Source organism: Raoultibacter timonensis (genome assembly GCF_022845715.1).
Taxonomy (GTDB): Bacteria; Actinomycetota; Coriobacteriia; order Coriobacteriales; family Eggerthellaceae; genus Raoultibacter; species Raoultibacter timonensis.
The window spans coordinates 1,533,564-1,556,776 of sequence record NZ_AP025564.1; the positions used below are offsets into that span (position 1 = coordinate 1,533,564).

Here is a 23,213-nt window from a genome sequence, read left to right on the forward strand (position 1 = left end):
CCCTAGCGCCGCGATCCCGCGATTTCCCTTCCCGGCAGCGTTTCCTTCATCTCGGTGATGTTCCTCCAGAAGCGCTTGGGCATGAACTGGCGGCGCAGCTCGGGGTTGTAGCGCGCTTCGACGGCGACGGTGTCGTAGAAGCGCTTCCAGGCCGCCTGCATTGCGCGTTCCTCGGCGGAGCGCTCGGGCAGCACGAGCTCGTCGGTTTTGACGAGGTACCAATCCTTTCCCTCGTAGACGCCCGCGATGCGGTGCACCTCGTCGTAGATCATGAACGCCTGGGTGTTGAACCTGCCTGCGAACCAATCCATGAGAAGCGGCACGACCGAGGCCAGGGGGTTGCACTGCGCGAACCATACGTCGCCTTCCATATGCTCGAAGCGCAAGAACTGCATCATGCGGTGCCGCTCGTTGTAGACCGTGCGGTTGAGCTCGTGAAACGGCGCGACCGACGGATGGGCGATGTCGTTCAAGGCGCTGTTCTTCTGCCCGCGCGTGCACAGTCCCCCGCAGCGCATCCTCCGTGTGCATCCCGCGCAGTCGTGCGGCTTGTGCTTGGCCATGGCGTAGCGTACGAAGCGGTAGACGATGCTTCCCGTAGCGGGATCGTCGGAAAGCGAGGTGCTCTTCACGGCATCGAACGCGATGGGTCCGCAGGTTCGGCAGATGCCCTTCTGCACGCGCAGGGCGAGCTCCATGCTCGTCTCCACGTCGCGCACCTCTTGGCCGAGCCGTGGTTGGAGGTTTTCGGCACGGGCGATATCGCTCGGGTCTTCCTTGCTTGCGTATGCGGTGAAGATGGCGCTCAAAAGGCCTTCGAGCGACCCGTCGTAGGTGTAGGCGATATCGGTCATGCGCGCACGCTCGCGACGGCGCGCTCGCGGCCGGCGAAACCCTGCGTGGCGATGCTGCCGGAATCCCACCGAGGCGAGGCGATACGGGAGGGCGATGCGTCCGGCTTCGGCTGGCGCGATACCGCCGGAGCGAACCATTCCGGGATCGAGGTGGCGAGGGGGTCTGCCGAAGCCTGCGGGAGCGCCCGTGCTTCTGCAGGGCTTGCTGCGGACATCGGGGCGTCGGCGAGGCTCGCCGCGTCCGTCGACGCTGCGAACCTTTGGCACTCGCCCGGTCGCATGATCTTCGGCTTCGTCGTGTCGACCTGTTCGAACAGGCTCAGCTGTCCGGGGATCGCCTTGTCGGCGCGGCGACCGTGACGCCCCCCTTGGATGGGTGCGGCCAACTGCGCACGCAGCCCCTCGCGCGAAAAATCGGCGCCGGTGCCTGCGTAGCTGCCGTTGCAGGTGATGAAGTAGCGCGCCCGCTTGTAGGCGATGCCGAGCTTGCGGAGTTCGGGCTCGCGCAAAGTCGAGCGCTTGCGGGCCCGAACGATCGACTTTGCACCCCGCACGCCGATGCCCGGAACGCGCAGAAGCATCTCGAAGGGGGCGGTGTTCACCTCGATGGGGAAGCTGTCGAGGTTGTTGATAGCCCAGTTCGCTTTGGGGTCGAGCAGCGGATCAAGAAACGGATGCTTTTCGTCGATGATCTCGTTCACGTCGAACTGGTAGAAGCGCAGAAGCCAATCGGCCTGGTAGAGCCGATGCTCGCGGTTGAGCTCGATCGCATCGTTGGCGGGCAGGCGGGCGTCTTCGTTCACAGGCAGGTACGCGCTGAAGAACACGCGCTTGAGCGAGAGCGTGCGGTACAGCGATGCCGAAAGGTTGAGGATGTGGAAATCGCTTTCGGGGGTGGCGCCGATGATCATCTGGGTGCTCTGGCCGGCGGGCACGAACGCGCGGGTCTTCTTCTTCGGCTTGCACTCGGCCATATAGGTGGTGCATTTGCGCATGATGGCGCGCGTATCCTTGTCCTCGGCGATGTTCTCCTTGATCTGCCTCATGGGGGCGAGTATGTTCTGCTTGTTCTTCTCGGGGGCCAGAAGCTGCAGGCTCTGACTTGAGGGCAACTCCATGTTGACGCTCATGCGATCGGCGAGGTGCCCCAGCTGGTCGACCAGTTCGGGCGAGGTGCCGGGCACGGCCTTCGCGTGGATGTAGCCGCGAAAGCCGTGTTCGAAGCGCAGGATCTCAAGCGTTTGGATCATGAGCTCGGTCGTGTAATCGGGGCTTCTGATGACACCCGAACTCAAGAACAGGCCCTCGATGTAGTTGCGGCGGTAGAAGCCTATCGTGAGGTCGGCCAGCTCGCGAGGCTTGAATGCGGCGCGGGCCACTTCGTTGGAACAGCGGTTCACGCAGTAGGCGCAATCGAACACGCAGACGTTGGTCATGAGCACCTTCAGAAGCGTGATGCAGCGCCCGTCGGCGGAGAAGCTGTGGCAGATGCCCGCCGCCAGCGTGTTGCCGAGCTTGCCCCTCTGCGCATCGCGGTCGATGCCCGAGGAAGTGCAGGCGACGTCGTACTTCGCCGCATCGGCGAGGATCTCCAGTTTGTCTGCGATGTCCATGCGGCTCCCTGAAACGAATGTTTGTTCGTGTTATGGTATGCAAACGAATGTTCGTTGTCAAGGTTTCCCGGCCTGCTTTCATGCAACTTGCGCGCGTCTTCGTGCAGGATGCGCAGATCCGCTTGCCCGGTACGGCGTCGGCCGCGATACTGGATTGTGCCGCTCGGAGCTCGAACGGCGCATGCGATCGGATCGAAAGGCGGAAACCGTGCAGGTATCCATAAACGAAGAGCGGGAACTCGATGACATCCATGTCGACATCCGCTGCCCGCGCGTGGACGAGCGCGTCGGGCGCATCGTCGCGAACCTCGAGGCGTTCGACAGGCGGCTCGTGGGAAAACGCGACGGAAGCACCCATCTGCTCGACGCGACGCAGGTCCTCTACGCCGAAGCGGTCGATCGTCGGGTGTTCGTCTATACCGCCGAGGGCGTGTACGAAACGGCTCTGCGCCTCTACGAGATCGAGGACGGGCTTTCTGCGCTCGATTTCGTGCGCATTTCCAAGCAGACGATCGTGAACTTCTCGAAGGTGCGCGCGATAAAGCCCGACTTCAATGCGAGGTTGCAGCTTGTGCTGGACAACGGCGAAGCGGTGATCGTATCGCGCCAGTACTCGGGTGCCATCAAGCGGAAGATCGGCGCATTCTAGCCGCGTGAAAGGAGCAATGCAATGAAACGGTTTTTCGGGAGGGTCGTCGTTACCGCCTGCGTGGTGTTCACGGCGATCATGGTTGCAAGCCTGCCGTTCGCCTATGCGTTCGCAGGTCCGAGCGGAGGCCTCGACATGAGCGTCGGCATGCTGGTTGCAGCGTTCGCTGCAGCGTTGTTGCAGGGGTTCTGGTTCAGCGGCCTTATCCTCAAGCGGATGCGGTATGCGGTGCGGCTGGCGGGATTCGCCCTGACTGCAGCACCGGCGATCTATCTGTGCGGGTGGTTCGCGGGTTGGTTTCCCCGGGATATCGAGTACGCGGTATCGTTTTTCGCCATCTTCCTCGTCCTGTTCGCGGTGATATCGATAGGCTATACTGTCCACTTCAAGAGAGTCGCGGGGGGCTACCAAGAGGCGCTCGAGGCCTACCGGCGCCGGGCGGCGGATGAGAAGCGGTGAGCTTGCCTGCCTTAGGCGAGAAAGACGCGTCGGCGCATCGAACTAGACGGGGTTGGTTGCATGAGGAAGATGGCAGTTCTTTGCAGCGTGTTGATGAGCATAGCTTGTCTGACGGCATGCTCGGATGCGGGCCCCCATGCTCCCGATGCGAATGGTGGAAACGAAAAGACCATCACCCTGGAATTGGATCGGGACTATGACGAGGCCGATCCCTTCGTTAACGAAAAACTGTTCTGCGTCTCTGAAGATCTCGATGCCTTAACCGCCGAAGGTACGTTGGAGGCGAATGGCGGCAGCGTGGTTTTAGAGATAAAGAACAACAGGACGAACGAAGTCCTATGGAGCAACGCCTGGCGGGGCGACGTTGAATCGGAAACCTTTTCCGTGACGCTTGAAGACCTCAGGGCGGCAGACGAATACGTCGTCTGCCTTATCGGGAGAGAGATGCACCATGCTACGCTGGGGATCGCCTTCGACGGCGCCTTCGTTCGGGAGAGAGCGAAGCCTCTGCGATAATCCCGTGCGTGTCGGGCGAGCGCAGCTTGGATTCGCCCGGCACCCGGCTCGGCAAAGCCGTGAGGCTGCGTGCTTTGTTTGCAGGATCGAGAAGCGCCTGATTCATATGGGCGGAACATATAGGGGAGATATCGCCGTCTGGCGACTGTTGTTTCGATGCGGTGCAGTAAAACCGGTGCATCTGCGTTCCGCGCGCGCCTCGTCGGGTATCATGTTCAGCGTTATTCCGTTTTCGAGCGGGAGCCGAAAGGAACCGATGAATCGCGCCTACCTCTCATATTTCGCCGCCCTCGTGCTGTTCGGCACGAACGGCATCGTTGCGAGCATGATCGATCTGCCGAGTTACGAGATCGTGCTCGCCCGTACGCTCGTTGGCGCTTTGTTCCTTGCGGTCGTGTTCGCCGTGAGCCGCAGGAAGATGCAGATCGTGCGCGTCGGCGGCAAGCAGGTTGCCTGCCTTGTGGTTTCGGGCGTTGCCATGGGTGCGAGCTGGATGCTTCTGTTCGAGGCCTACCGGCTTGTCGGCGTGAGCGTCTCGACGCTTTTGTACTACTGCGGCCCCGTTATCGTCATGGCGCTTGCCCCTGTGGTGTTCAAAGAGCGGATGAGCCTTGCCCTGGTTGCGGGGTTCGCCGCCGTGCTCGGAGGCATGGTGTGCGTGAACGGGTTTGCGCCGCCTTCGGCGGAATCGTCATGGGGTTTTGCGTGCGGCGTCCTTTCGGCGATCATGTACGCCGTCATGGTGATAGCGAACAAGCTGGCCGAAGGCGTGACCGGCATCGAGAACTCCCTGTGGCAGCTCGTGTTCGCCTGCGTGTCGGTTTTCGTGTTCACGGTGGCGAACCATACGGGCGAGATCTCGATCCCTGCCGAGAGCATCGCACCGATCCTGTTTCTCGGAGTGGTGAACACCGGCCTCGGCTGCTATTGGTACTTCTCCTCCATCAAGCATCTGTCCGCGCAGACCGTTTCGATTTTCGGGTACCTCGAGCCCTTGTCGGCGCTTGCGTTCTCGGCGGTGTTCCTCGGCGAGCAGCTCGCCCTCGTGCAGGTTGTCGGTGCCGCCCTCATCCTCGGGGGAGCGGCGTTCGGCGAGCTCGTTGGCAGGAAGAAGCGAATCGACGCCGCGCCGGATGCCGGCTCTGCGAAGTAGGATATCTTCCCTCGCTCATATCGAACCGCCAGCCGGCTTGCATCACCGCGTTCGCGACGGCACCGATGCGTCACCGCCAATTGTTGCTCAAAATCGTATTCAGGCAATTGACCAGCGTATATGCAAATACCCCCCAGAGGGGTGTACTGCTTTTCCCCGTGCAGGGCTAGGCTCTTTTCGTCAATGCACAAGCCGCGGTATGCGGCCGCGAAAGGAGTGATCGCAATGGGAGGAAAAGCTTCGACGGGAATCAGCCGCCGTGCGTTTATCGGTGCGGCAACGGTGGCGGGCGTTCAATTCGCCGTGTTCGGCCTTGCCGGCTGCGCGCCGAGCGCCCAGGGGGAGAGCGGCAAGGCAGGTGGATTCACTGCGGGCACGTATACGGGCGAAGCCGAAGGCAAGTTCGACGCCATCGTCGTCGAAACCGATTTCACTGAAGATTCCATCGCCGAAATCCGCATCGTGAAAAACGGCGATACGGCGCGCATCGCGCAACCCGCTCTCGAGAAGATGCCCGAGCGGATTCTCGAAGCCCAGGGGCTGGGAGTCGATACGGTTACGGGGTCGACGCTTACGAGCATGGGCATCGTGGGTGCGGTTGCCTCGTGCGCAGAGCAGGCGGGCGGCAACGTATCCGCCCTCAAGAAAAAGGGGGCGCCCGAGCCGAGCAGCGAGCACGTCGACCTTGAAACCGATGTCGTCGTCATCGGCGCGGGAGCCGCCGGCATGGGCGGCGCCATTGCGGCGGCGCAGGGCGGCAAGCGCGTTGTCGTGCTGGAGAAGAATTCGAACATCGGCGGCAACTGCCTCGTGTCGGGCGGATACCTCGAGTATTTGGCGGCCCCCGATAGCGCTCGCCCCGACATGACGCCCGAGCTCGAGCGTTACGTGGCCGACGTTCTAGCGAGCGACATCGCGGCGTCGTCGAACCCCGAAGTGGTGCAGGCCGTACGCGACGAGTTCGAGGCTCATCAGGCGTCGGGCGCTACGAAATTGTTCGATTCGCCGAACTACTATGCGCTCGATTTCGCGGTTACGGCAGGTGAAGGTCTTCCCGTCGAGTCGTACCTTCCCGTGGGGCGCAATATCTCGGCGCTCAACGAGTGGATGACCGAAAACGGATTCGAGTGGATCACCCCCACGTTCGCGATCACGGGATACCAGTATCCGCGTTGGTCGGGTCCTGCCGAGGGCGTCAACGGCGAAGGCTACTTCGATTTCTACGACAAGGTCATTTCGAACGGCACTATGGATGTCGAGATATACCTTGCCGTGGCCGCAACCGACCTGATCGTCGAGAACGGCGCCGTTGTCGGGGTAGAGGCGACCGCCGAGGACGGATCGACCTACACCGTCAAGGCGGAAAGCGTGCTTCTTGCATCGGGCGGGTTCTCGGGCAATTCCGCTATGCTCAAGGAATACAATACCGAGTGGCCCTATCCCGAGAGCACCATTCCGACCACCAACGTCAACGGGCACACCGGCGACGGCATCGCGATGGCGACCAAGCTCGGCGCAGGCGTGGTGGACATGGGCAACCAGATGCTCTTCCCGTTCAACGATCCGGTGAACTTCTCGTTCGAGGATATCATGGGCTCGTTCGGCGACAGCCCGGTGGTCAACCAGAGCGGAAACCGCTTCGTCGACGAAACCACCGACCGCTTCACGATCTCGGCGGCGATGATGGAACAGACCGACAACCTCGGATTCTTCGTCTGCGATAAGAAGTGCAGCGATTATCCTTCCGAAGAGCGGCAGGAAACGCTGCTGCGCCGCGGCCTGCTCTACAAGGCGGACACGCTCGAGGATCTGGCGGAGCAGATGGGCTGCGACAAGGCGACGTTCGTCAAGACCATCGAGGCGTTCAACGAGGCCGTGCACGCGGGCGAGGACGAGGAATTCGGCCGCTACCTCTTCACCGAACTGAGCTCGGTCGAGGAGCCGCCGTTCTTTGCGTCGCCGGTAACGTGGGCCGCCCATATCACGATCGGCGGCCTGTCCACCGACGAGAGCACGCACGAGGTTCTCGATGAGGCCGGATCGCCCATCCCCGGCCTGTATGCGGCAGGAGAGACGCGCCAGGACATCTGCGGCGTCGGCAGCATGGCCGACGGATTCGCTGCGGGAACGGCGATAGCCGCTCGATAGCTGATCGGCGGCAGCATTGCGCCCGTCGGGCCGTCCGCACCCGACGGGCGCGCGGCATCGGCGGGCGGCCTCCTGCGCCGGATCGCGTACCGGTGGGCTGTGCAGAAAAAACCGCACCGAACCCCCGGGTTTTTCTGCGCGAAGCGTTTTCGACCCTGAGAATCCGGGCTTCTCACGCGGCAGCTCCTTTAGTTGACAAGTAAACTTGGCACGAGCTATACTCCATTATGTCAAGAAAACTTGGCAGAATGGCACCGGTCGAGCACGAGCCCGCGGTGCAGGGATCGGAGGCGTTCATGGATAAGGAAGAGATCCTCGAGAAGAGCCGCAAGGAGTACGGCATTGCCGATGAGCGCGAGAGGCAGAACGAGACCCGGGCGGCATCGGTCGGTATGTGGGTCACGTTCGCGATTGCGGTCGTATACGCTCAGGTGAAATCGTTTTTGTTCGGCCAGCCTGCAAACGACATCATGGGCCTGGCGTTTTTCGGCGCTTCGGCGACGTTTCTCATGTACTTCCGCTATTCGCGCTATCGCGCGCATCTGGCAGGTGGAATTATCTTTGCCCTCGGCGGGCTGCTGTTCCTGGTTGCCTATATCCTGCGTTTGAACGGGATCGATATCTGATGGACGACAAGCTCATCCTCAAGAACAACCTGCCTGCCGCACGTAAGGAGGCGGGGTACTCGCAGCTCGAATTCGCCCGGCTCATCGGCGTGTCGCGCCAAACGATCTCTTCGATCGAGACGGGGCAGTTCAACCCGACGGCCAAGCTCGCGCTCATCATCTGCATCGCGCTCGACAAGAAGTTCGAAGAGCTGTTCTACTTCGATTGATCCCCTGTGCCCGAAACGTGAGAACGGCGGCCCGCGAAGTCGCCGTTCCCTGCATTCTTATCGCGGTGGGTCCGGCGCATCACCGGTCGGTACGGGTGGCGTTGTCGGGGTCGATCGACATGCTCTGGAAGCGGTGCTCCATGAAGCTGTTGTCGAAATGATCGGCGAAGAACTGCTCGATCGGGGTGTCGGGGGTTCTGCCCGCTTCCCGTTCGTACCAGCAGTCGAGCGACATGAGCGTCATGGCTCCGTCCACGATCATGAGCGCCGCAGCCACCGTCGTCACCGCATAGCGCCAGTTCCATGGAATCAGATTCACGACTTTGAGCATCTGCGGCAGCAGCAGCTTGATCCATGCCACGCCGAGGATGCCCCACATGATCATGAACATGCCGTTCGTGCGGCCGTCGATCGAAAGCCAGCTTCCCGTGTAATCCCAGGCGACGATGCCGAAGGCGAACTGCATGAACCAGCTCGTCAGATACTCGAACGCACCGCCGATGACCGCGCTCACCAAGAAGATCAGGATGATCGGCTTATCGTGGAAGCGGTTCAGGGCGACGGTCATGAGCACGGCGCCGAACCCGTAGATGGGCGAGAACGGGCCGAACAGAAGGCCTGCGCGGTCTTCGTACCCGCCGAACAGCATGAAGTGGTAGATCGTTTCGAGGATGAGGCCGAGCACGCAGCACACGACGAAAATCCAGAAGACGTTGAAGAAGTTCAGGGTGATGAAGCCCTTGCCGGAAAGATCGTGGCCGGCTTGGTCGCCGAGCTCTGCCTGCGAGCGGTCTTCCATGAGGCGGAGTTTGCGCTGCAGCTCTCGCTCCTCGGCGAGCGAGGGGTCGACGTAGCTCGAAAGCGCGATGAGTACGACGAGGACCACGGCGTAGAAGATATCGTCTTCGTTCAGGCCGAAGAGCATCATGTCGCACAGTACGATGAGGATCGTGAGCACGATGAGCGCTTCGGCGGTCTGGCGCGCTCCGCGCCGCTTGTTGCGCAGGAGCCTCGCTCCGAGCACGATGAACAGCACGGTAAGCGCCGCCATGAAACCTATCTGGGCGAAGAACAGGATGTTCGAGACGATGGAGTCGTCGGAGAACGCGCCCTCTTGAAACGCTTCGACCATCACGAAGCAGACCAGGCCGATGATCGGCAGAACCGCGATACCGCCAAGAAGGCAGAGGACGCCGAACACCTTCATCAGGATGGGGATCTTCTTGCTGTCGAGCGGGGCATCGGGATCGGGCGGGACGTTGTCGGTTTCGGGCTCGAGGTCGTGTTCGCTCGAAAGTTGAGCGTCGTGATCCTGCATTCGGTGCTCCTGTCGATGGCTGCATAGTCAAAACGGCCGATCGACCGTTTTGCGTTCGTCGCGTATGTTCTTTTCTGCAAGAGGTAACTTAAATCCTGAAAACTGTATCACGGCAGTGCTGTTTTGCCAACCGAAACACGGCAAAGCGCATGCTCCGCGCAGCTCGCGGATCGCGCTTCCGCAGTGGGATCGTACCTCGGCAGAAGTACGGAAGAGCGAATCGGTGGAGGTTCTCTGGAACGCATGGCGCGTGCGAAGATCATGGGTTTCCCGACGGTAAGGTGTGTCTTGTCAAAATTACTAGTAAATAACTAGGAATTAAGATACGCCGCCGCGGGAGATTCGGACTCGAGGGTTTCTGGTCTTTGAAGCATCGGGCTTTTAGCCATGAGCAGCCCGGACGAGCCGGGCGGTACCGATACATCTCGCCGGGAGACGATCGAGCGATCATGCGTCCCGGCATGACCTTTTGGAGGAAACCCCATGAAAGGAATAATTCAGAAAGCGTCTCTGGTCGGCTGCACCGCCGTGCTGGCTCTTGCGGTTGCGGGCTGCTCCTCGGGAAGCGAAACCGAAGGCCAGTCCGATGCGGCGGGCGCCCCTGGGCAAACGGAATCCGCCCAGGGATCCGCAGGACAGCGGGAAGAAGCTAAAAACGAGGTGGTCGTCGTCGAATCGGGCTGGTCGGTCGACGATCAGGGCTACGTGCATTACGGGATCGTCCTCGAAAACGAGGGAGATATGGCAGCGATGTTCCCTGCCGTCAAGATAACCGGCAAAGACGCCGACGGCAACGTCGTTTCTTCCGACGAGCAGATACTGATGGGGCTCAAGCCCGGTCAGCGCGTGGCATGGGCGGGGCAGGCCGGTACCGGCACGGCTCCCGCAACCGTCGAGTTCGGCGTAAACGTTTCGGAAAGCAGCTGGCAGAAGGCCGAAGCCGCAGAGGATGCGTTCGAGATCAGCGGGACGACGGCGCAGGAGAGCGGCTTCGGCACGGTCAACTTCGTCGGTGAGATCACGAGCCTTCTCGAGGATGAAGATCTCGGCATGGTTGCGGTGAGCGTCTTGCTGCGCGACGGCTCCGGTGCGATCGTGGGCGGGTATTCCGGCTTCGTGAACAACCTCGCCGCCGGATCCACGACCTCGTTCGACGTTTTGGGCTACGGGGTCCCTGCGTACGAGACGTTCGAGGTGTTCGCCCAGTCTTGGACATAGGCCCGCAAGGCGCATTCGGAGCAATCGGCTCCGTGCGAGCAAAGGCCAGCCGCATCGATCGGCTGGCCTTTTTCTCCGTGGAGCCAGTGACAGGATTCGAACCTGCAACCCGCAGTTTACAAAACTGCTGCGCTACCGTTGCGCCACACTGGCACGTCCGAGGACGCGAAAGCGTATTGTACGACAAACCGGCCGAAAGAAAAAGCGGAAACGCCTGATGCCTGCGCGGGATTGCGCACATGAATGGCACCCATTCCGTTTGGGAATGATTCCCATAGGGTTCCGGTTCGAGCGGCGAAGCGAATCGGAAGCCGTCCTATGCCGCCCCTTCGCTATCGGGCGCGCACATTTGACTTTTTCGTATGCCCCCCTTCCCCTATACAATCGCTGCCCAGCGAGGTTGATCGGCCGTCGGCGCCGCGCTTTTCGAGATGCGTGCAGGCGGTAGGACGGCTTGGGACGAGAGAAGGGAGTGTTGATGAGAAAAGGAATGAATCCTGATCTCTATCGCGAAGAGTGGCAATGGCAAGAGGGGGATGTAACCGTCACGCGCAGCTGCCAGTGGTCGGGCCCCGGTTGCCATCAGGGGTGCAACGTTTTGTTCTACACGAAAGACGACAAGCTCGTGAAGATCGAGGGCGATCCTCGTTCACCGGTGAACGAGGGCAGGCTGTGCATGCGCTGCTTGGCCATGGTCGAGGCGGTCAATCATCCCGACCGCATCCTCCATCCGCTCAGGCGCGTGGGGGAGCGCGGCGAGAACATGTGGGAAGAGATCACGATGGACGAGGCGTACGCTATCATCGCCGAGAAGGCCCGCGAGGTTACCGAGGAATACGGCCCGAAGTCCATCGTCACCGGCATCGGCACGGGACGCAACGCCACCTGGCAGACGTCCTCGCTCGCATTCGCCGGATTCCAGACCCCCAACGATACGGCGGGCATGCTTTCGGGAGACTGCTGCTATACGCCGCGCCTGCAGGCCATGAACGCCATCTTCGGCTCCGATTTCATCGCCGACTGCGCCCAGCTTTCCGCCGAGCGCTTCGACGATCCCGAATACCGTCGGCCCGACGTGGTTCTCAATTGGGCGTGCAATCCCGTCGTTTCCAACGCCGACGGGTTCTTCGGGCACTGGATCGTCGATTGCATGCAGCACGGAACGAAACTGTTCGTCGTCGACACGCGTGTCACGTGGATGGCTGCGCACGCCGACATCTTCTTGCAGCTTCGCCCCGGCACCGATGCCGCTGTGGCCCTTGGCATCTGCCACGTCATGCTCGAAGAGGATCTCTACGATAAAGAGTTCTGCGACAGGTGGGTGTACGGCATGGAGGCTTTGGCCGAACGCGCTGCCGCCTACACCCCCGAGGTCGTCGAGAAGATCTCGTGGGTGCCCGCGGAGAAGATCGTCGAAGCAGCCCGCTATCTGGGCAGCGCCGGCACGGTAGCCCTGCAGTGGGGTCTGCCGCTCGATCAGACGAAATGGGCCGTAGGCGCCTCGCTCGCCGTTGCGGCCGTCGAGGTCCTGACGGGCTCCATCGACGTTCCCGGCGGTTTCGTGAACGTGAAGTACGGCCACGTGCAGTCCGACATCCGCGAGAACATCTGCAAGGGCATGGGCAAGCAGGTACGCGAGGGGCGGCTCGGCGACGGCAAGTACGCGCTGCGCACGGTCGGATTCGGCCCGCACTCCATGGGCGACGACATCCTGCTGGCCATGGAGACCGGCGAGCCCTATCCCATCAAGATGGGCTTTCTCTGCTCCACCAACAGCTTCATCAACATGGCGGGAGAATCCAAGCGCGTCTACGAGGCGTGGCAGAAGGTTCCCTTCGTGGTCGTATGCGATCTGTTCATGACGCCGACGGCTGCGGGCTGCGCCGATATCGTGCTGCCCATCGCCATGGGCTGCGAGCGTTGGGGCATCCGCGCCTGGTTCACGCCGCTTCGGGCCATCAACAAGATCCTCCAGGCGGGCGATGCGCGCGGCGACGAGCAGATCATGCTCGAACTCGGTCAGATCCTGAACCCCGACATGTTCTTCTGGGACACGGTTCCCGAGATGAACGAGTACGTCATGAAGAACCTCTCATCGATGCCGTTCGACATCACGTGGGAGGAGCTGCAGGAAAAGACGCTCGTGTATCCGAAGTTCCAGTACCGCAAGTACGAAACGGGCGACATGCGATTCGACAAGCAGCCGGGCTTCAACACGACCACGGGGCGCATCGAGCTGTACTGCACCATGTACGATTCGGCGGGCATCGATCCTCTGCCGAGCTTCAAGGAGCCTACGTGCAGTCCCGTCTCCGCACCCGAGGAGGCGAAGGAATACCCCTTCGTGCTCACGACGGGCCGCCGCAGCTGGGAGTTCTTCCACTCCGAGCACCGTCAGCTCAAATCGATGCGCGAGTTCCATCCCTGGCCTCTGTGCGAGATCAACACCCAGGATGCCGAAGCGCTGGGCATCCGCGACGGCGACTGGGTGTATCTGGAGAACCAATGGGGCAAGATCATGCAGAAGGCCGAGGTGTCGGACGCCATCTTGCGCGGCACGATCATGGCCGAGCACGGATGGTGGTTCCCCGAGCGCTCCGGCAAGCTCGAAGACGGTTTGTACGGCGCGTTCGATTCGAACATCAACTGCCTGACCATCCAAAACGATATGGCGACAGCCGGCTACGGATCGTCCTACAAGACGCAGATCTGCAAGGTCTACAAGGTCGAAGACGGAACCGAGCCCAAGGGCGATATGCCTGAAAACATCGGACGAAACCAGTTCGAAGTCGTGAATCGATAGAAGGGAGGAAGAGGCATGTTGAACGGTTTGCTTATCAATTACAACTTTTGCACGGGATGCCATAGCTGCGAGATGGCGTGCAAGGTGGAGCATGGATACCAAGAGGGCGAATGGGGCATCAAGCTCACCCAGCAGGGTCCCGACCTCGTTAAGGAGGACACCTGGGAGTTCAACTTCATCCCCACGCCGACCGATCGTTGCGACTTGTGCGCCGACCGCGTGAAGGAAGGCCGCCTGCCAACGTGCGTGCACCACTGCCAGGGCCTCTGCATGCAATACGGCCCGGTGGACGAGCTGGCGAAGCAGATGACGTCGTCGCACATGGTGTTGTTCGTTCCATGCGAGGAATAGGGGAAGACATGAACAGGGAAGACGTTGCAGAGAAGTACGGCGAGCTTGTGAGCGACTGGTATTGCGTTGAGGCCTACCTCAAGGACGGTGCGCTGTACTACCGCTACGATGCGGCCGATCCGGTCACTGAGCCGGGGCAGATCACCTTCAACAAGATCACCGACGACGCGGGCGAGCCCGTTCAGGTGACCACGGTCGAGTTCCACGAGGCGCAAAAGGGCGACAAGCTGAAGTAGACGAGGGGTTGCGCCCGAAGTCCTTCGGCCGAGGGCGCAGCTTCGCCGATGGTATGGCTGGATCGAGTGCCCTTGCCGGTTGACTCCAGCCGGCAAGGCGGGAAAGGGGCTGTGATGGAGCTTCAGGAGATCAAGGAGAGGTACGCCGATCTGCTCGCCGCCGAATCGACGGTGGAGGCGTATCTGCTCGACGGTGCATTGTACTACCGCTACGAGTGGCTCAACGAGGTGGAGATGATGCCCGAGATCGTGTACTACCGCCTCGTCGGCGATGAGGATCCCGCCGAGAGGGGAGAGATCGTTCCTTTGGGCAGGTACTACAAAGCCCAGAAAAACGGGGAGAAAGTCAAGTAGATGCTCGAGAGGCCGTAGAGCGGTGCGAGCAGGTGCGAGTAAGGAGCAACTTCTATGTGTTTTAGACCGGCTGATGCGCAAACAGCAACGAAGCAGTGCCCGAAGTGCGGGGCTGAGAACAGCTACTTCGATACGGAATGCAAGCAATGCGGTACCGAGCTCTCTTCGGGCGGGCCGCGCCCTATGGGCGCCCCCGGCCGCCCTCCCGCGCCCAGCGCCCCCGGAGCGCCGAAGGCGCCCGGCGCACCTGCGGCACCCGGCGCACCGAAGGCTCCCGGCGCCAGGTAGCACATGGGCGGGATCGGCCGTGCGCATAGGGGCGTGCGGCCGCGCGGGGCGTTGAGCGAGGATCGATAGGGGAGATGTCATCATGGTTCAAGCTGGGTTCACCAAGCTCGCTGCCGAGGAGAAGGACGGCGGCCAGCGCATAGAGGTAGCAATCGAAGTCGAAGCCTCGCGGGTCGACGAACTGCTCGATGAATTCTACCGTTTGATGGCGCGCGTCAGGGGGATCGACGCGATGGCAAAAGATCGTACCTCTTTGGCGTCGGGTCTCGAAGAGGCGCTCGGAGCCGAGGAGGTTCAGGCCGCAAGCAGGGACTTTCTTCTCAATCGGCTCACGACCGAAGCGGTACGCGAGCTCGGCATCGATACCGTGCTCGCACCGGGCGTTCATGCCGATGAGCCGCCCGCCTTCGGCTGCCCCTTTTCCTTCGCGGCCAATCTCACCCCCCGACCCGAACTCTCGCTTCTCGATGCGGGGCCCGTTAGGATACAGCGCCCCGTCGTTGCGGTAGAAGAGAGCGACATCGATGCCCAGATAGCCTATTCCGCGCAGCAATGCGCCGAATTCCAGCGCGCCGATCACGAGGACGTCCGCAAGGGCGATTTCGCGCTCATGGACGTCGACATGCTGAAGAACGACGAGCCCTGCAAAAGCCTTTCGGGCTTGAGGCGTCGCGTTGAGATATCCGAAGGGCTCGTACCTCGGGGATTCGTCGACAACGTCTGCGGTATGGCCGTTGGCGAAGAGCGCGCATTCGCGTTCGACGTGGCCGACGGCAGCGCCGACGGGGGACGCGATCGCTACGAGGCTTCGGTTCGGCTGTACGAGGTGCAGCAACGGGTCGTTCCCGTCGTCGACGACGAGTGGGTCGAGCGCGTGCTGCCCCAGTTCGGCGATCTCGGGGGCTTCCGCTCCCATATTCGTGCCGATCTGGAACAGCAAAGGGGGAAAGTCGAGCGGCAGGAGCTCGTGCTTCGGGTTCGGTCGGCTCTCGAGAAGAGGCTCGTCGGCACTATTCCCGACGAGATGTACCAGGAAGCGAAGGATTCGCTGATGGCATCGACGCTCGATTCGATCGATGCCAAGGGCATGACGCTCGAGGAATACTGCGACGAGCACGGCACCACGAAAGACGCGTTCGCCATGCACGTGTTCATGCAGGCGGCCGAGACGCTCCGTCAGAATCTGGCGCTCGACGCGTTGGCGCGCGAGCGGGGAATCGAGGAGACGGACGATGAGATCGCCGCAGCGAAGGCAGAACTTCCCCAGGCTCTAGCCAAACTGTCAGACGAGGAATTCGAGCGGCGCGGTTTCAGGGCGTCGCTCGGCGAGAGCATTCGCCGCAAGAAAGCCTTGTCCTGGCTGATGGAAACAATGATTGTCGAAAACTGATCCGATGCCGCGTTTTGTTCGAGCCGCCGCATTCGAGGCGCTGGGCATCTCGGCATCAAAACGGGAGGTGGTTTGCGCTACGGGGACTGTGCGCATAAAGGATGCAGTTGACATCGAAGGCATCGCACCTTTGCGTGCGAGGAGGAAAAGGGGTTAAAACATGACCGATACGACGATTTCCGCTCCCGAGCCTCAGGGGGGTGCTGTGGGGAAGATCACGAACGCCATATCCCAGAAAATGGGACTCATGTATGGCCTCGGCATGATGTTCTTCTCCGGGTGGAATCAAATGCTGAGTTCGTATTGGAACTACTTCCTTACGAACGCGGTGGGCATGGATCCTGCGCTGATGGGCACCATGACCACCATATCGAGTTTCATGGCATGGATCATCGTGTTCATTGCCGCCGTCATCATCGAGCGCGTGTGGCTGCGCTGGGGCCAATACCGCTCCTACATGCTGTTCGCACCTGTGTGCGCTCTGATATTCATCATGGGCGCTTGGACCGATTGGACCTGGATCGGTGTCGAGACCGGCAGTGTGGCCCAAGCCGTATTGATCGGCGGCTGCTACATTATCGGCCAGTTCTTCATCAACCTGTTCATGATATCCGCGACGTCGATGATTACGGTCGCGTCGAGGACCGAGGCCGACCGTGCGCTGATGTCCGCCCGTAAAGCTCAGGGCAACCTGATCATCAAGCTTCTGTTCGCCGCGGTTTCGCTGCCCATGATCATCTTCTTCGCCGGCGGCGACGTTGCCTCAAACACCCGCCCCGATACGGTTATCGGCTACACCATCACGGCTTTCATCTGGGGCATCGTTTTCGTGCTCGCGTACGTCTACCTGTTCAAGATGTTCAAGGGCATGGATCCGACCGAGGAGTACTGCCGGCGCCGCTACGAGGCGAAGAAGGCCGGGGAGAAAACCGAGGAGGTCAAGAGCGACATCGAGAAGGTGTCCATCTGGAAGTGCCTCAAGTACTTTTTCACGAACCTTCCCGCATTGGGCCTGTTCATCGGCGAAGTCGGTCGCGCCATCTGGTCGATGCTGCTCGGCGCTATGGCCGTGTACTACTGTACCGTGGTGTTCGACCAGCCCATGCTCTACGCCGGATGCCTGACGCTTGCGAACGCAGCGGGCCTGGTCGGCACGTTCTGCGGCGAGGCGATAGCCCGCAAGCTCGGCAACCGCATCACGTACCTCACCGGCATCGCCATCGTCATCGTTTCGATGGTGTTCGGCTACTTCGGCGCCGCATCGTCGACGTTGATCTTCACGATTGCGATCGTCGTCAGCTTCTTCGGCGGCAACATGATGATGGCCGTCGAGTTCTCCTGCATGGCCAACGCCATCACCTACCAGGAGTACAAGAAGGGCGAAAGCGCCAAGGCGTTCATCATGGGCACGATCCAGTGGTGCCCGAACATCGGCAAGATGTTCCAGGGCGCCATCATCGGCTTCGGCCTGGCATCGATCGGATACAGCGCTTCGGTCGAGGTGGTATCCGAGGCCATGGTCCAGGGCATCACGTTCATGACCTTCATGGTTCCGGCCATTGCCATGATCGTCTGCTTCGTCGTCTTCTTCTTCCTGCATCGTCTGACCTCCGCTCAGATGAAAGAAGCGGAAGAGGCGTTGGCTGAGCGCAACGCCAAATAGCTTCGTGCCCGACTTCCGAATCCGGCTGAGCGCCTTTTTGCCGGATTCGGATCGGGCGGCCGGGAGTATCCCGACGATTCGAGGATGCATCCGGTTTGCAGCGGCAATCGATGAATGAGAGCAGGTCGAAATGATGGACACCATACTCCTTGCAATCGCCGTAATCGTCACCTTCGCGGGTTGTGCGATCTTGTTCGTGGACGTTGTGGCTACCAAGAAAACCGACTTTTGCCAGGAAGCGACCCCTGCGCGCTATATCGGCAAGGAACCGGGGGACCAATCGGAGTCGAACAGGCTATCGGGTTTTTTCGTCCTTGCCGTACCCGAATTTCGCTACGAATTCGAGGGCCGATCTTACCAGGGTAAGAGCGCGAACGTGTTCTTCCATCTCTATCTGGGGCGCGGGCGGCTCGCCGTACCGTTTCTCGATGGCAAGACCTATTGCATATACGTCAATCCCGCGCAACCGACCATGTACGTGACATCGGGGGAGCAGCGGTTTGCGTTCATGCACCTGCTCGGCTGCTCGGTGTCGGTCGTCGGTATCATGCTGCTGCTGTTCGCCATGGGCGTTTTCTGATGATCTGAAACCTGCCGTCGACCGTTTGCGTGCGTGTTCAGCCAAGGCGGCATGTACCGGACGAGGGGCGGATCCAACGATCGGGTAAGGGGGATTGCATGCGCGGGCATTGGAGCACGCAGCGCTTTCGCAGGAGGCGCGCAAAGTTCAGGCCTCCGCCTGAGTGTTCGGCGAGGGGCGTCGTCTTTCGGGGCGATGCGAATACGACGAGAAACCAGAAAGAAGGTATCAGAGTTGGCTACTTACATTGATGAACATGCCGCTCCGCGGGTACGCGTGCTCGAGGACGGCACCGAAGTCCACCGTACATCCCCCTGGTCGCCTCCGGGCTGCCATGGCATGGGGTGCGGCGTGCTTGCCTACGTGAAAGACGGCAAGTGCGTGAAAATCGAGGGTGATCCCGATCATCCCACTACCAAGGGCCGCCTATGCGTACGCTGCCTGCGTGTGCTCGATCTGATCTACCATCCCGATCGCGTCGTGCATCCGATGTACCGCGACCCCAAGGACCGCGGAAACGCCGATGCCTGGAAGGTCGTTTCGTGGGATTGGGCCTACGATAAGATCGAGGAAGAGATCAACAAATGCAAGGAGCAGTACGGTCCGAACAGCCTGACGGTGCTGACCGGCACCGGACGCGAAGCGGGACGCTACATGACGAACACCTCCGCCCGCATCTGCGTGACCACGAACCAGTGCTATACCCAGACGGGCTTTTCCTGCATGGCTCCGCGCGACACGGTATGCTCCATGATCGGCGGCGCGGGCTACATCGAGTACGACTTCGCCAACGGCCTGCCCGGGCGCTACGACGATCCCGAGTACGTGCAGCCGAAGTACCTGCTCAACTGGGGCCGCGACTCGCTGCGGTCCAATCCCGACGGAACCTGGGGCCACTCCATCATCGAGCTTCTGAAGCGGGGCACCAAGCTCATCAACGTCGATCCGCGCGTGAACTGGCTGTCGACCCGTGCGCTGCACTACATGCAGCTGCGCCCGAACACCGATACGGCGCTCGCCTTCGGCCTTCTGCGGGTGCTCATCGATGAGGATCTCTACGACCACGAGTTCGTCGAGAAGTGGTGCTACGGCTTCGACGAGTTCAAAGAGCGCGTCATGGAGCACACGGTGGAGTGGGCGGCCGAGGTGACCGAGGTTCCGGCCGAGACCATCCGCGCGGTCGCGCGCTGCCTGGCCGAAAAGCCGTGGGGGCTCAACATGGGCCTCGCCAACGACCAGAACCCCAACGGCGTGCAGAGCGTGCACTGCCTGTATGCCCTTGTGGCCATCACGGGCAACCTCGACATCCCCGGCGGCACGAACATCGGATGGAACATCACGCTCGACTTCGGCGGAAACCAGTTCGACAACGTCGACGGCGTGGCGGGCAGCAAGAAGCGCGAGACCGTGCCGCCCAACCCGGTAACCCAGGAGCAGCGCGACAGCACCGTCGGCCTCGACGTGTATCCCATCTACAAGCTCCTGCTCGGCAAGGCGGTGCCCGACGAGTTCTTGCCCACGCTCGAGACCGACGAGCCGTATCCGGTGCGCTTCTGCTGGATCCTGCACACCAATCCGGTCGCACCCACCAACACCGCCCAGCCCAGCCGTTGGCACAAGGCGCTCAAGCGGATGGATTTCGTGGTGGCTCAGGACATCTTCATGAATCCCACCATCGCCTCGTGCTGCGATCTGTTCCTGCCTCTGGCCACCTGGCTCGAGCACGACGGCTACATCACGCAGCTCATGGGCGAGCATCCCGGACCCGTGGCCGCCATGGTGAAGGCGGTCGAGCCGGTGGGCGATTGCAAGAGCGAGTTCGAGATCGTTCACGACCTGGCTCAACGTCCGGCGTTCCGCGACAACTTCTACGTGGACGGCGAAAGCAAGGTCGAAAGCATCGAGCGCTACATCTCCGAGGACCTCACCAAGGTGGTCGGGTTCGATCACGATTGGGAGTACCTCAAAGAGCACGTGCAGGTATGCCGTAAGACCGAATACCGCAAGTACGAACGCGGCATGCTGCGCCCCGACGGGCAGCCCGGCTTCAACACCACGACGGGCAAAGTCGAGCTGTTCAGCCTCATGTTCGCCGCGTGCGGCGGCGATCCGCTTCCGTACTACGAGGAGCCGATATTCAGCGAGTACTGGCAAGACGATGCGGACGACCTGCATTCCTGCGCCGCCTCCCGCTTCATGGCCGATTACACGAACGAGCATCCCAACTGGAAAGACGAGTACCCCATCACCATCACCACGGGCGCGCGCAACTGGGCGTCGTTCCATTCGGAGCACCGCCAATCCAAGATGCTGCGCGAGATCAAGCCGTATCCGGTCGTGGCCATGCACCCCGATCTCGCCGAAGAGATCGGCGTAACCGAAGGCGAATGGGTGTGCATCGAGAACCCCTGGGGCAAATGCTATGAGAAGGCCAAGATCACGCCCATCATCAAGCCGAACGTGGTCATGGCCGACCACGGTTGGTGGTATCCCGAGGAGGACATGAGCGAGCCGAACATCGGCGGCGTGTGGAAGTCGAACATCAACGAGCTCATCCCCAACAACCTCGTCGGACACTACGGCTTTGGCGCACCGATGAAGTGCATGATCGGCAGGCTCAGCAAGGCCGATCACGTGCCGCTCGTCGAGCACGCACCGCAAGACCTTCCGAGCCTTCAGAACTTCCCCGGCTCCATCAAGAACGATCCCGCCCTGCAGAATCTCATGGCCGAATAGGAGGCTGGAATCATGGCTCAGAAATACGGCTTGCTCATTGACAACTACTGGTGCACCGGCTGCCATTCGTGCGAGGTGTCATGCAAGAACGAACACGATTACCCCATCGGCCAATTCGGCATCAAGATGCTCGTCATGGGCCCTTGGGAGCTGATGGAGGAGGGCACGTGGGAGCACACGTACTACCCGCTCATCACGTCGTACTGCGACCTGTGCGCCGACCGTGTAGCCGCAGGCGAGATTCCCGCCTGCCAGCTCCACTGCCTGGCGAGCGCCATCGAGTACGGTCCGGTCGAGGATCTGGCGGCCAAGATGGCCGAGCGCGATCGCAGGACCACGCTTCTTATTCCCTAGGGTCGGTTTGCCGGGGTGGCGGGCTATCCGCTGCTCCGGCATCGGCCGAGTCTCGCATGTTCGAGAGAAAGAAGGACTGCCATGTGTTTTAGACCAGCAGCTGCATCGACGCCGAAGACGTGTCCCGCATGCGGCATGATCAATCCCGCTGTGGCGGAGAAATGCGTGAAATGCGGCGTCGAACTTCCCGAGGATCGCATCAAGTGCCCGCACTGCGGCGAGATGAACATCGCGGGTGCAACGGAGTGCTCCGAATGCGGAATCGATCTTTCCGCTGTCGCGGGAGCGGCCCCCGCACCCGCCGCCCCGAGCGCTGCGATGCCCGGTGCCCCGAAGGCTCCGGGTGCCCCCGCGGCTCCCAAGATCCCTTCGGAATAGCGTTGCGGAAACATTCGGTGCGGTCGTAGGCGAGGTGGCGTCAACCATGCATCCCGGCAAACTGTGGAACATCCGATTCGTGCATCTGCTGCTCATCGAAGCGGTGTTCCAGTTTGCGACCTATATGATGAACCCGATCATCTCCAGTTACGTGGTTTTTCTGGGCGCATCGCTGGCCGCGGCGGGATTCGTGGCGGGTCTCGTCGCAACCTCGGCGCTGGTTATGCGCCCGTTTACGGGATGGATCGCCGACCGGTTGAGCAAGACTAGCTTGCTCGTGCTGGCTGCGGCGCTGTTTACCGCCGCCTCCTTCGGGTGCGCGTTCGCGCCGGATGTATGGTGGATCGGCCTGTTCCGCGTTCTGCAGGGCGTCGCCTTCGCCCTTCGATCAGCCGTGGTCGTTTCGCTGGTCACCGTGGTGGTATCGCACGACTTCCTCGGCCGAGCCGTCGGCTGGGTCGGCGTCGTCACTACGGCGTCGTGCGCCATCGCGCCCTCGGTGGCTGCGGGTATCGGGGCGCGTGTCGGGTATTTCGACTGCTTCATGATAGCAGGCGTGCTGTTCGCCGTCGGTCTTGTGCTTGCGGTGCTGTTCAAACTGCCGCGCGACATTCGCACGAACCATCGGGCGATGCGGGAGCAGGGGAAGCGCGTCGGCGCGCACGTGTTTCGATTGCGCGACTTCGTGTATGTTCCGGCTATTCCCTATTCGGTGATGGCCGCTCTGTCCGGGGTGCCCCACGGCATCAACGTATCGCTGCTGCTCGCCGTTGGGGATGCTCGGGGCATCGCGGGCGTGTCGCTGTACTTCACGCTGTACGCCCTGTCCGCGCTCGTCGCCCGCCCGCTTGCGGGGCGCTTGTGCGATACGAAGGGGTTCGGTATCGTGGTTGTACCGGTTCTGATCATCGAGTTGGTGGGCTGTGCGGTGTTGGTGGCTATGCATTCTGTAGCCGCCGCCGCTCTTGCGGGGGTGCTCGTCGGCATCGGGCAGGGATCGGCGTATTCGGCGCTGCAGGCCGAGGCGGTGCGAAACGCCGAGGTCCAGGAGCTCGGAAGGGCGTCCAACACGTTTTACATCGGGCCGGATATCAATATGGGCATGAGCCCGTTTGCGGGGGGATTCATCATGCAGACCTGGGGAGTTGCTGCAATGTACATAGTTTGCTTCGGACTCGTTTCCGTCGCACTGGTTTTGTTTCTGTTCATGAAAAGACGATCGGACTCCTTCTCTTCCCGAGGTACAGCGAGCGGGACGAGGGAGACTCGCCCTTAAAAACACTCCCGCTAAGCACCGCTTTGCTTATGCGGCTTGCG

The 23,213-nt window shown here is 61.3% G+C and carries 22 protein-coding genes and 1 tRNA gene; 19 read left to right on the forward strand and 4 right to left on the reverse strand.

Going from position 1 to position 23,213, the window contains the following annotated elements:
* Nucleotides 1-2: 2 nt before the first annotated feature.
* Together MWL89_RS06100 and MWL89_RS06105 are read right to left on the reverse strand one after the other, a co-directional pair.
* Nucleotides 3-854: a TIGR03915 family putative DNA repair protein gene (locus MWL89_RS06100; protein ID WP_244412162.1), complete on the reverse strand. Its 852-nt coding sequence runs from the start codon at nt 852-854 to the stop codon at nt 3-5.
* Nucleotides 851-2,467, reverse strand: coding sequence for a putative DNA modification/repair radical SAM protein (locus MWL89_RS06105; protein WP_244412164.1), 1,617 nt, complete (start codon nt 2,465-2,467; stop codon nt 851-853). The genes MWL89_RS06100 and MWL89_RS06105 overlap by 4 nt, the downstream gene beginning before the upstream one ends.
* Before the next feature lie 208 nt (nt 2,468-2,675).
* On the opposite strand from MWL89_RS06105, the gene MWL89_RS06110 reads away from it, so the two are divergent.
* The 7 genes from MWL89_RS06110 (at nt 2,676) to MWL89_RS06140 (ending at nt 8,227) form a co-directional block, all read left to right on the forward strand.
* Complete coding sequence (locus MWL89_RS06110; RefSeq protein ID WP_244412166.1) at nt 2,676-3,116, forward strand: LytTR family DNA-binding domain-containing protein; 441 nt, start codon at nt 2,676-2,678, stop codon at nt 3,114-3,116.
* A gap of 21 nt (nt 3,117-3,137) precedes the next feature.
* Nucleotides 3,138-3,575, forward strand: coding sequence for a hypothetical protein (locus MWL89_RS06115; protein WP_244412168.1), 438 nt, complete (start codon nt 3,138-3,140; stop codon nt 3,573-3,575).
* A 60-nt stretch (nt 3,576-3,635) separates the two neighbouring features.
* The gene (locus tag MWL89_RS06120) at nt 3,636-4,091 is read left to right on the forward strand and encodes a DUF4624 family lipoprotein (RefSeq protein ID WP_244412170.1); all 456 of its coding nucleotides are present in this window, start codon (nt 3,636-3,638) and stop codon (nt 4,089-4,091) included.
* Between the two features lie 256 nt (nt 4,092-4,347).
* The gene (locus tag MWL89_RS06125) at nt 4,348-5,244 is read left to right on the forward strand and encodes a DMT family transporter (protein ID WP_244412171.1); all 897 of its coding nucleotides are present in this window, start codon (nt 4,348-4,350) and stop codon (nt 5,242-5,244) included.
* A gap of 225 nt (nt 5,245-5,469) precedes the next feature.
* Nucleotides 5,470-7,392, forward strand: a complete 1,923-nt coding sequence (locus tag MWL89_RS06130) for an FAD-dependent oxidoreductase (RefSeq protein WP_244412173.1) — start codon at nt 5,470-5,472, stop codon at nt 7,390-7,392.
* Between the two features lie 248 nt (nt 7,393-7,640).
* Nucleotides 7,641-8,018, forward strand: a complete 378-nt coding sequence (locus MWL89_RS06135) for a DUF6442 family protein (protein WP_244412175.1) — start codon at nt 7,641-7,643, stop codon at nt 8,016-8,018.
* The gene (locus MWL89_RS06140; RefSeq protein WP_102378526.1) at nt 8,018-8,227 is read left to right on the forward strand and encodes a helix-turn-helix transcriptional regulator; all 210 of its coding nucleotides are present in this window, start codon (nt 8,018-8,020) and stop codon (nt 8,225-8,227) included. The genes MWL89_RS06135 and MWL89_RS06140 overlap by 1 nt, the downstream gene beginning before the upstream one ends.
* Nucleotides 8,228-8,306: 79 nt before the next feature.
* On the opposite strand, the gene MWL89_RS06145 is transcribed toward MWL89_RS06140, so the two are convergent.
* Nucleotides 8,307-9,434 carry a putative ABC transporter permease gene (locus tag MWL89_RS06145; RefSeq protein ID WP_244412589.1) on the reverse strand — a complete coding sequence of 376 codons (1,128 nt, stop codon included), beginning with the start codon at nt 9,432-9,434 and terminating at the stop codon, nt 8,307-8,309.
* Between the two features lie 594 nt (nt 9,435-10,028).
* On the opposite strand from MWL89_RS06145, the gene MWL89_RS06150 reads away from it, so the two are divergent.
* Nucleotides 10,029-10,763, forward strand: coding sequence for a hypothetical protein (locus tag MWL89_RS06150; RefSeq protein ID WP_244412176.1), 735 nt, complete (start codon nt 10,029-10,031; stop codon nt 10,761-10,763).
* Nucleotides 10,764-10,841: 78 nt separating this feature from the next.
* On the opposite strand, the gene MWL89_RS06155 is transcribed toward MWL89_RS06150, so the two are convergent.
* Nucleotides 10,842-10,916 (reverse strand) — tRNA-Thr (locus MWL89_RS06155).
* A 325-nt stretch (nt 10,917-11,241) separates the two neighbouring features.
* Here MWL89_RS06155 and MWL89_RS06160 point away from each other — a divergent pair.
* The 11 genes from MWL89_RS06160 (at nt 11,242) to MWL89_RS06210 (ending at nt 23,172) form a co-directional block, all read left to right on the forward strand.
* The gene (locus MWL89_RS06160) at nt 11,242-13,566 is read left to right on the forward strand and encodes a molybdopterin-dependent oxidoreductase (protein ID WP_244412177.1); all 2,325 of its coding nucleotides are present in this window, start codon (nt 11,242-11,244) and stop codon (nt 13,564-13,566) included.
* A 15-nt stretch (nt 13,567-13,581) separates the two neighbouring features.
* Nucleotides 13,582-13,917, forward strand: a complete 336-nt coding sequence (locus MWL89_RS06165; protein WP_244412179.1) for a 4Fe-4S dicluster domain-containing protein — start codon at nt 13,582-13,584, stop codon at nt 13,915-13,917.
* 8 nt (nt 13,918-13,925) lie between these two features.
* Entirely contained in the window at nt 13,926-14,153 is a 228-nt protein-coding gene (locus MWL89_RS06170; RefSeq protein WP_102378521.1) for a hypothetical protein, read from the forward strand.
* Nucleotides 14,154-14,267: 114 nt separating this feature from the next.
* Nucleotides 14,268-14,507: a hypothetical protein gene (locus tag MWL89_RS06175; protein WP_102378520.1), complete on the forward strand. Its 240-nt coding sequence runs from the start codon at nt 14,268-14,270 to the stop codon at nt 14,505-14,507.
* Between the two features lie 370 nt (nt 14,508-14,877).
* Nucleotides 14,878-16,185 (forward strand): trigger factor, encoded by a 1,308-nt coding sequence (locus tag MWL89_RS06180; RefSeq protein WP_244412181.1) that lies wholly within the window; start codon nt 14,878-14,880, stop codon nt 16,183-16,185.
* Nucleotides 16,186-16,345: 160 nt separating this feature from the next.
* Complete coding sequence (locus tag MWL89_RS06185) at nt 16,346-17,848, forward strand: MFS transporter (RefSeq protein WP_244412182.1); 1,503 nt, start codon at nt 16,346-16,348, stop codon at nt 17,846-17,848.
* A 130-nt stretch (nt 17,849-17,978) separates the two neighbouring features.
* On the forward strand, nt 17,979-18,428 hold the full coding sequence (locus MWL89_RS06190; RefSeq protein ID WP_244412184.1) for a hypothetical protein: 450 nt from the start codon (nt 17,979-17,981) through the stop codon (nt 18,426-18,428).
* A gap of 234 nt (nt 18,429-18,662) precedes the next feature.
* Entirely contained in the window at nt 18,663-21,164 is a 2,502-nt protein-coding gene (locus MWL89_RS06195; RefSeq protein WP_244412186.1) for a molybdopterin-dependent oxidoreductase, read from the forward strand.
* A gap of 12 nt (nt 21,165-21,176) precedes the next feature.
* Nucleotides 21,177-21,518: an oxidoreductase gene (locus MWL89_RS06200; RefSeq protein ID WP_102378515.1), complete on the forward strand. Its 342-nt coding sequence runs from the start codon at nt 21,177-21,179 to the stop codon at nt 21,516-21,518.
* Between the two features lie 81 nt (nt 21,519-21,599).
* On the forward strand, nt 21,600-21,896 hold the full coding sequence (locus MWL89_RS06205) for a zinc-ribbon domain-containing protein (RefSeq protein ID WP_102378514.1): 297 nt from the start codon (nt 21,600-21,602) through the stop codon (nt 21,894-21,896).
* 46 nt (nt 21,897-21,942) lie between these two features.
* Nucleotides 21,943-23,172, forward strand: coding sequence for an MFS transporter (locus MWL89_RS06210; RefSeq protein ID WP_244412188.1), 1,230 nt, complete (start codon nt 21,943-21,945; stop codon nt 23,170-23,172).
* Nucleotides 23,173-23,213 lie beyond the last annotated feature (41 nt).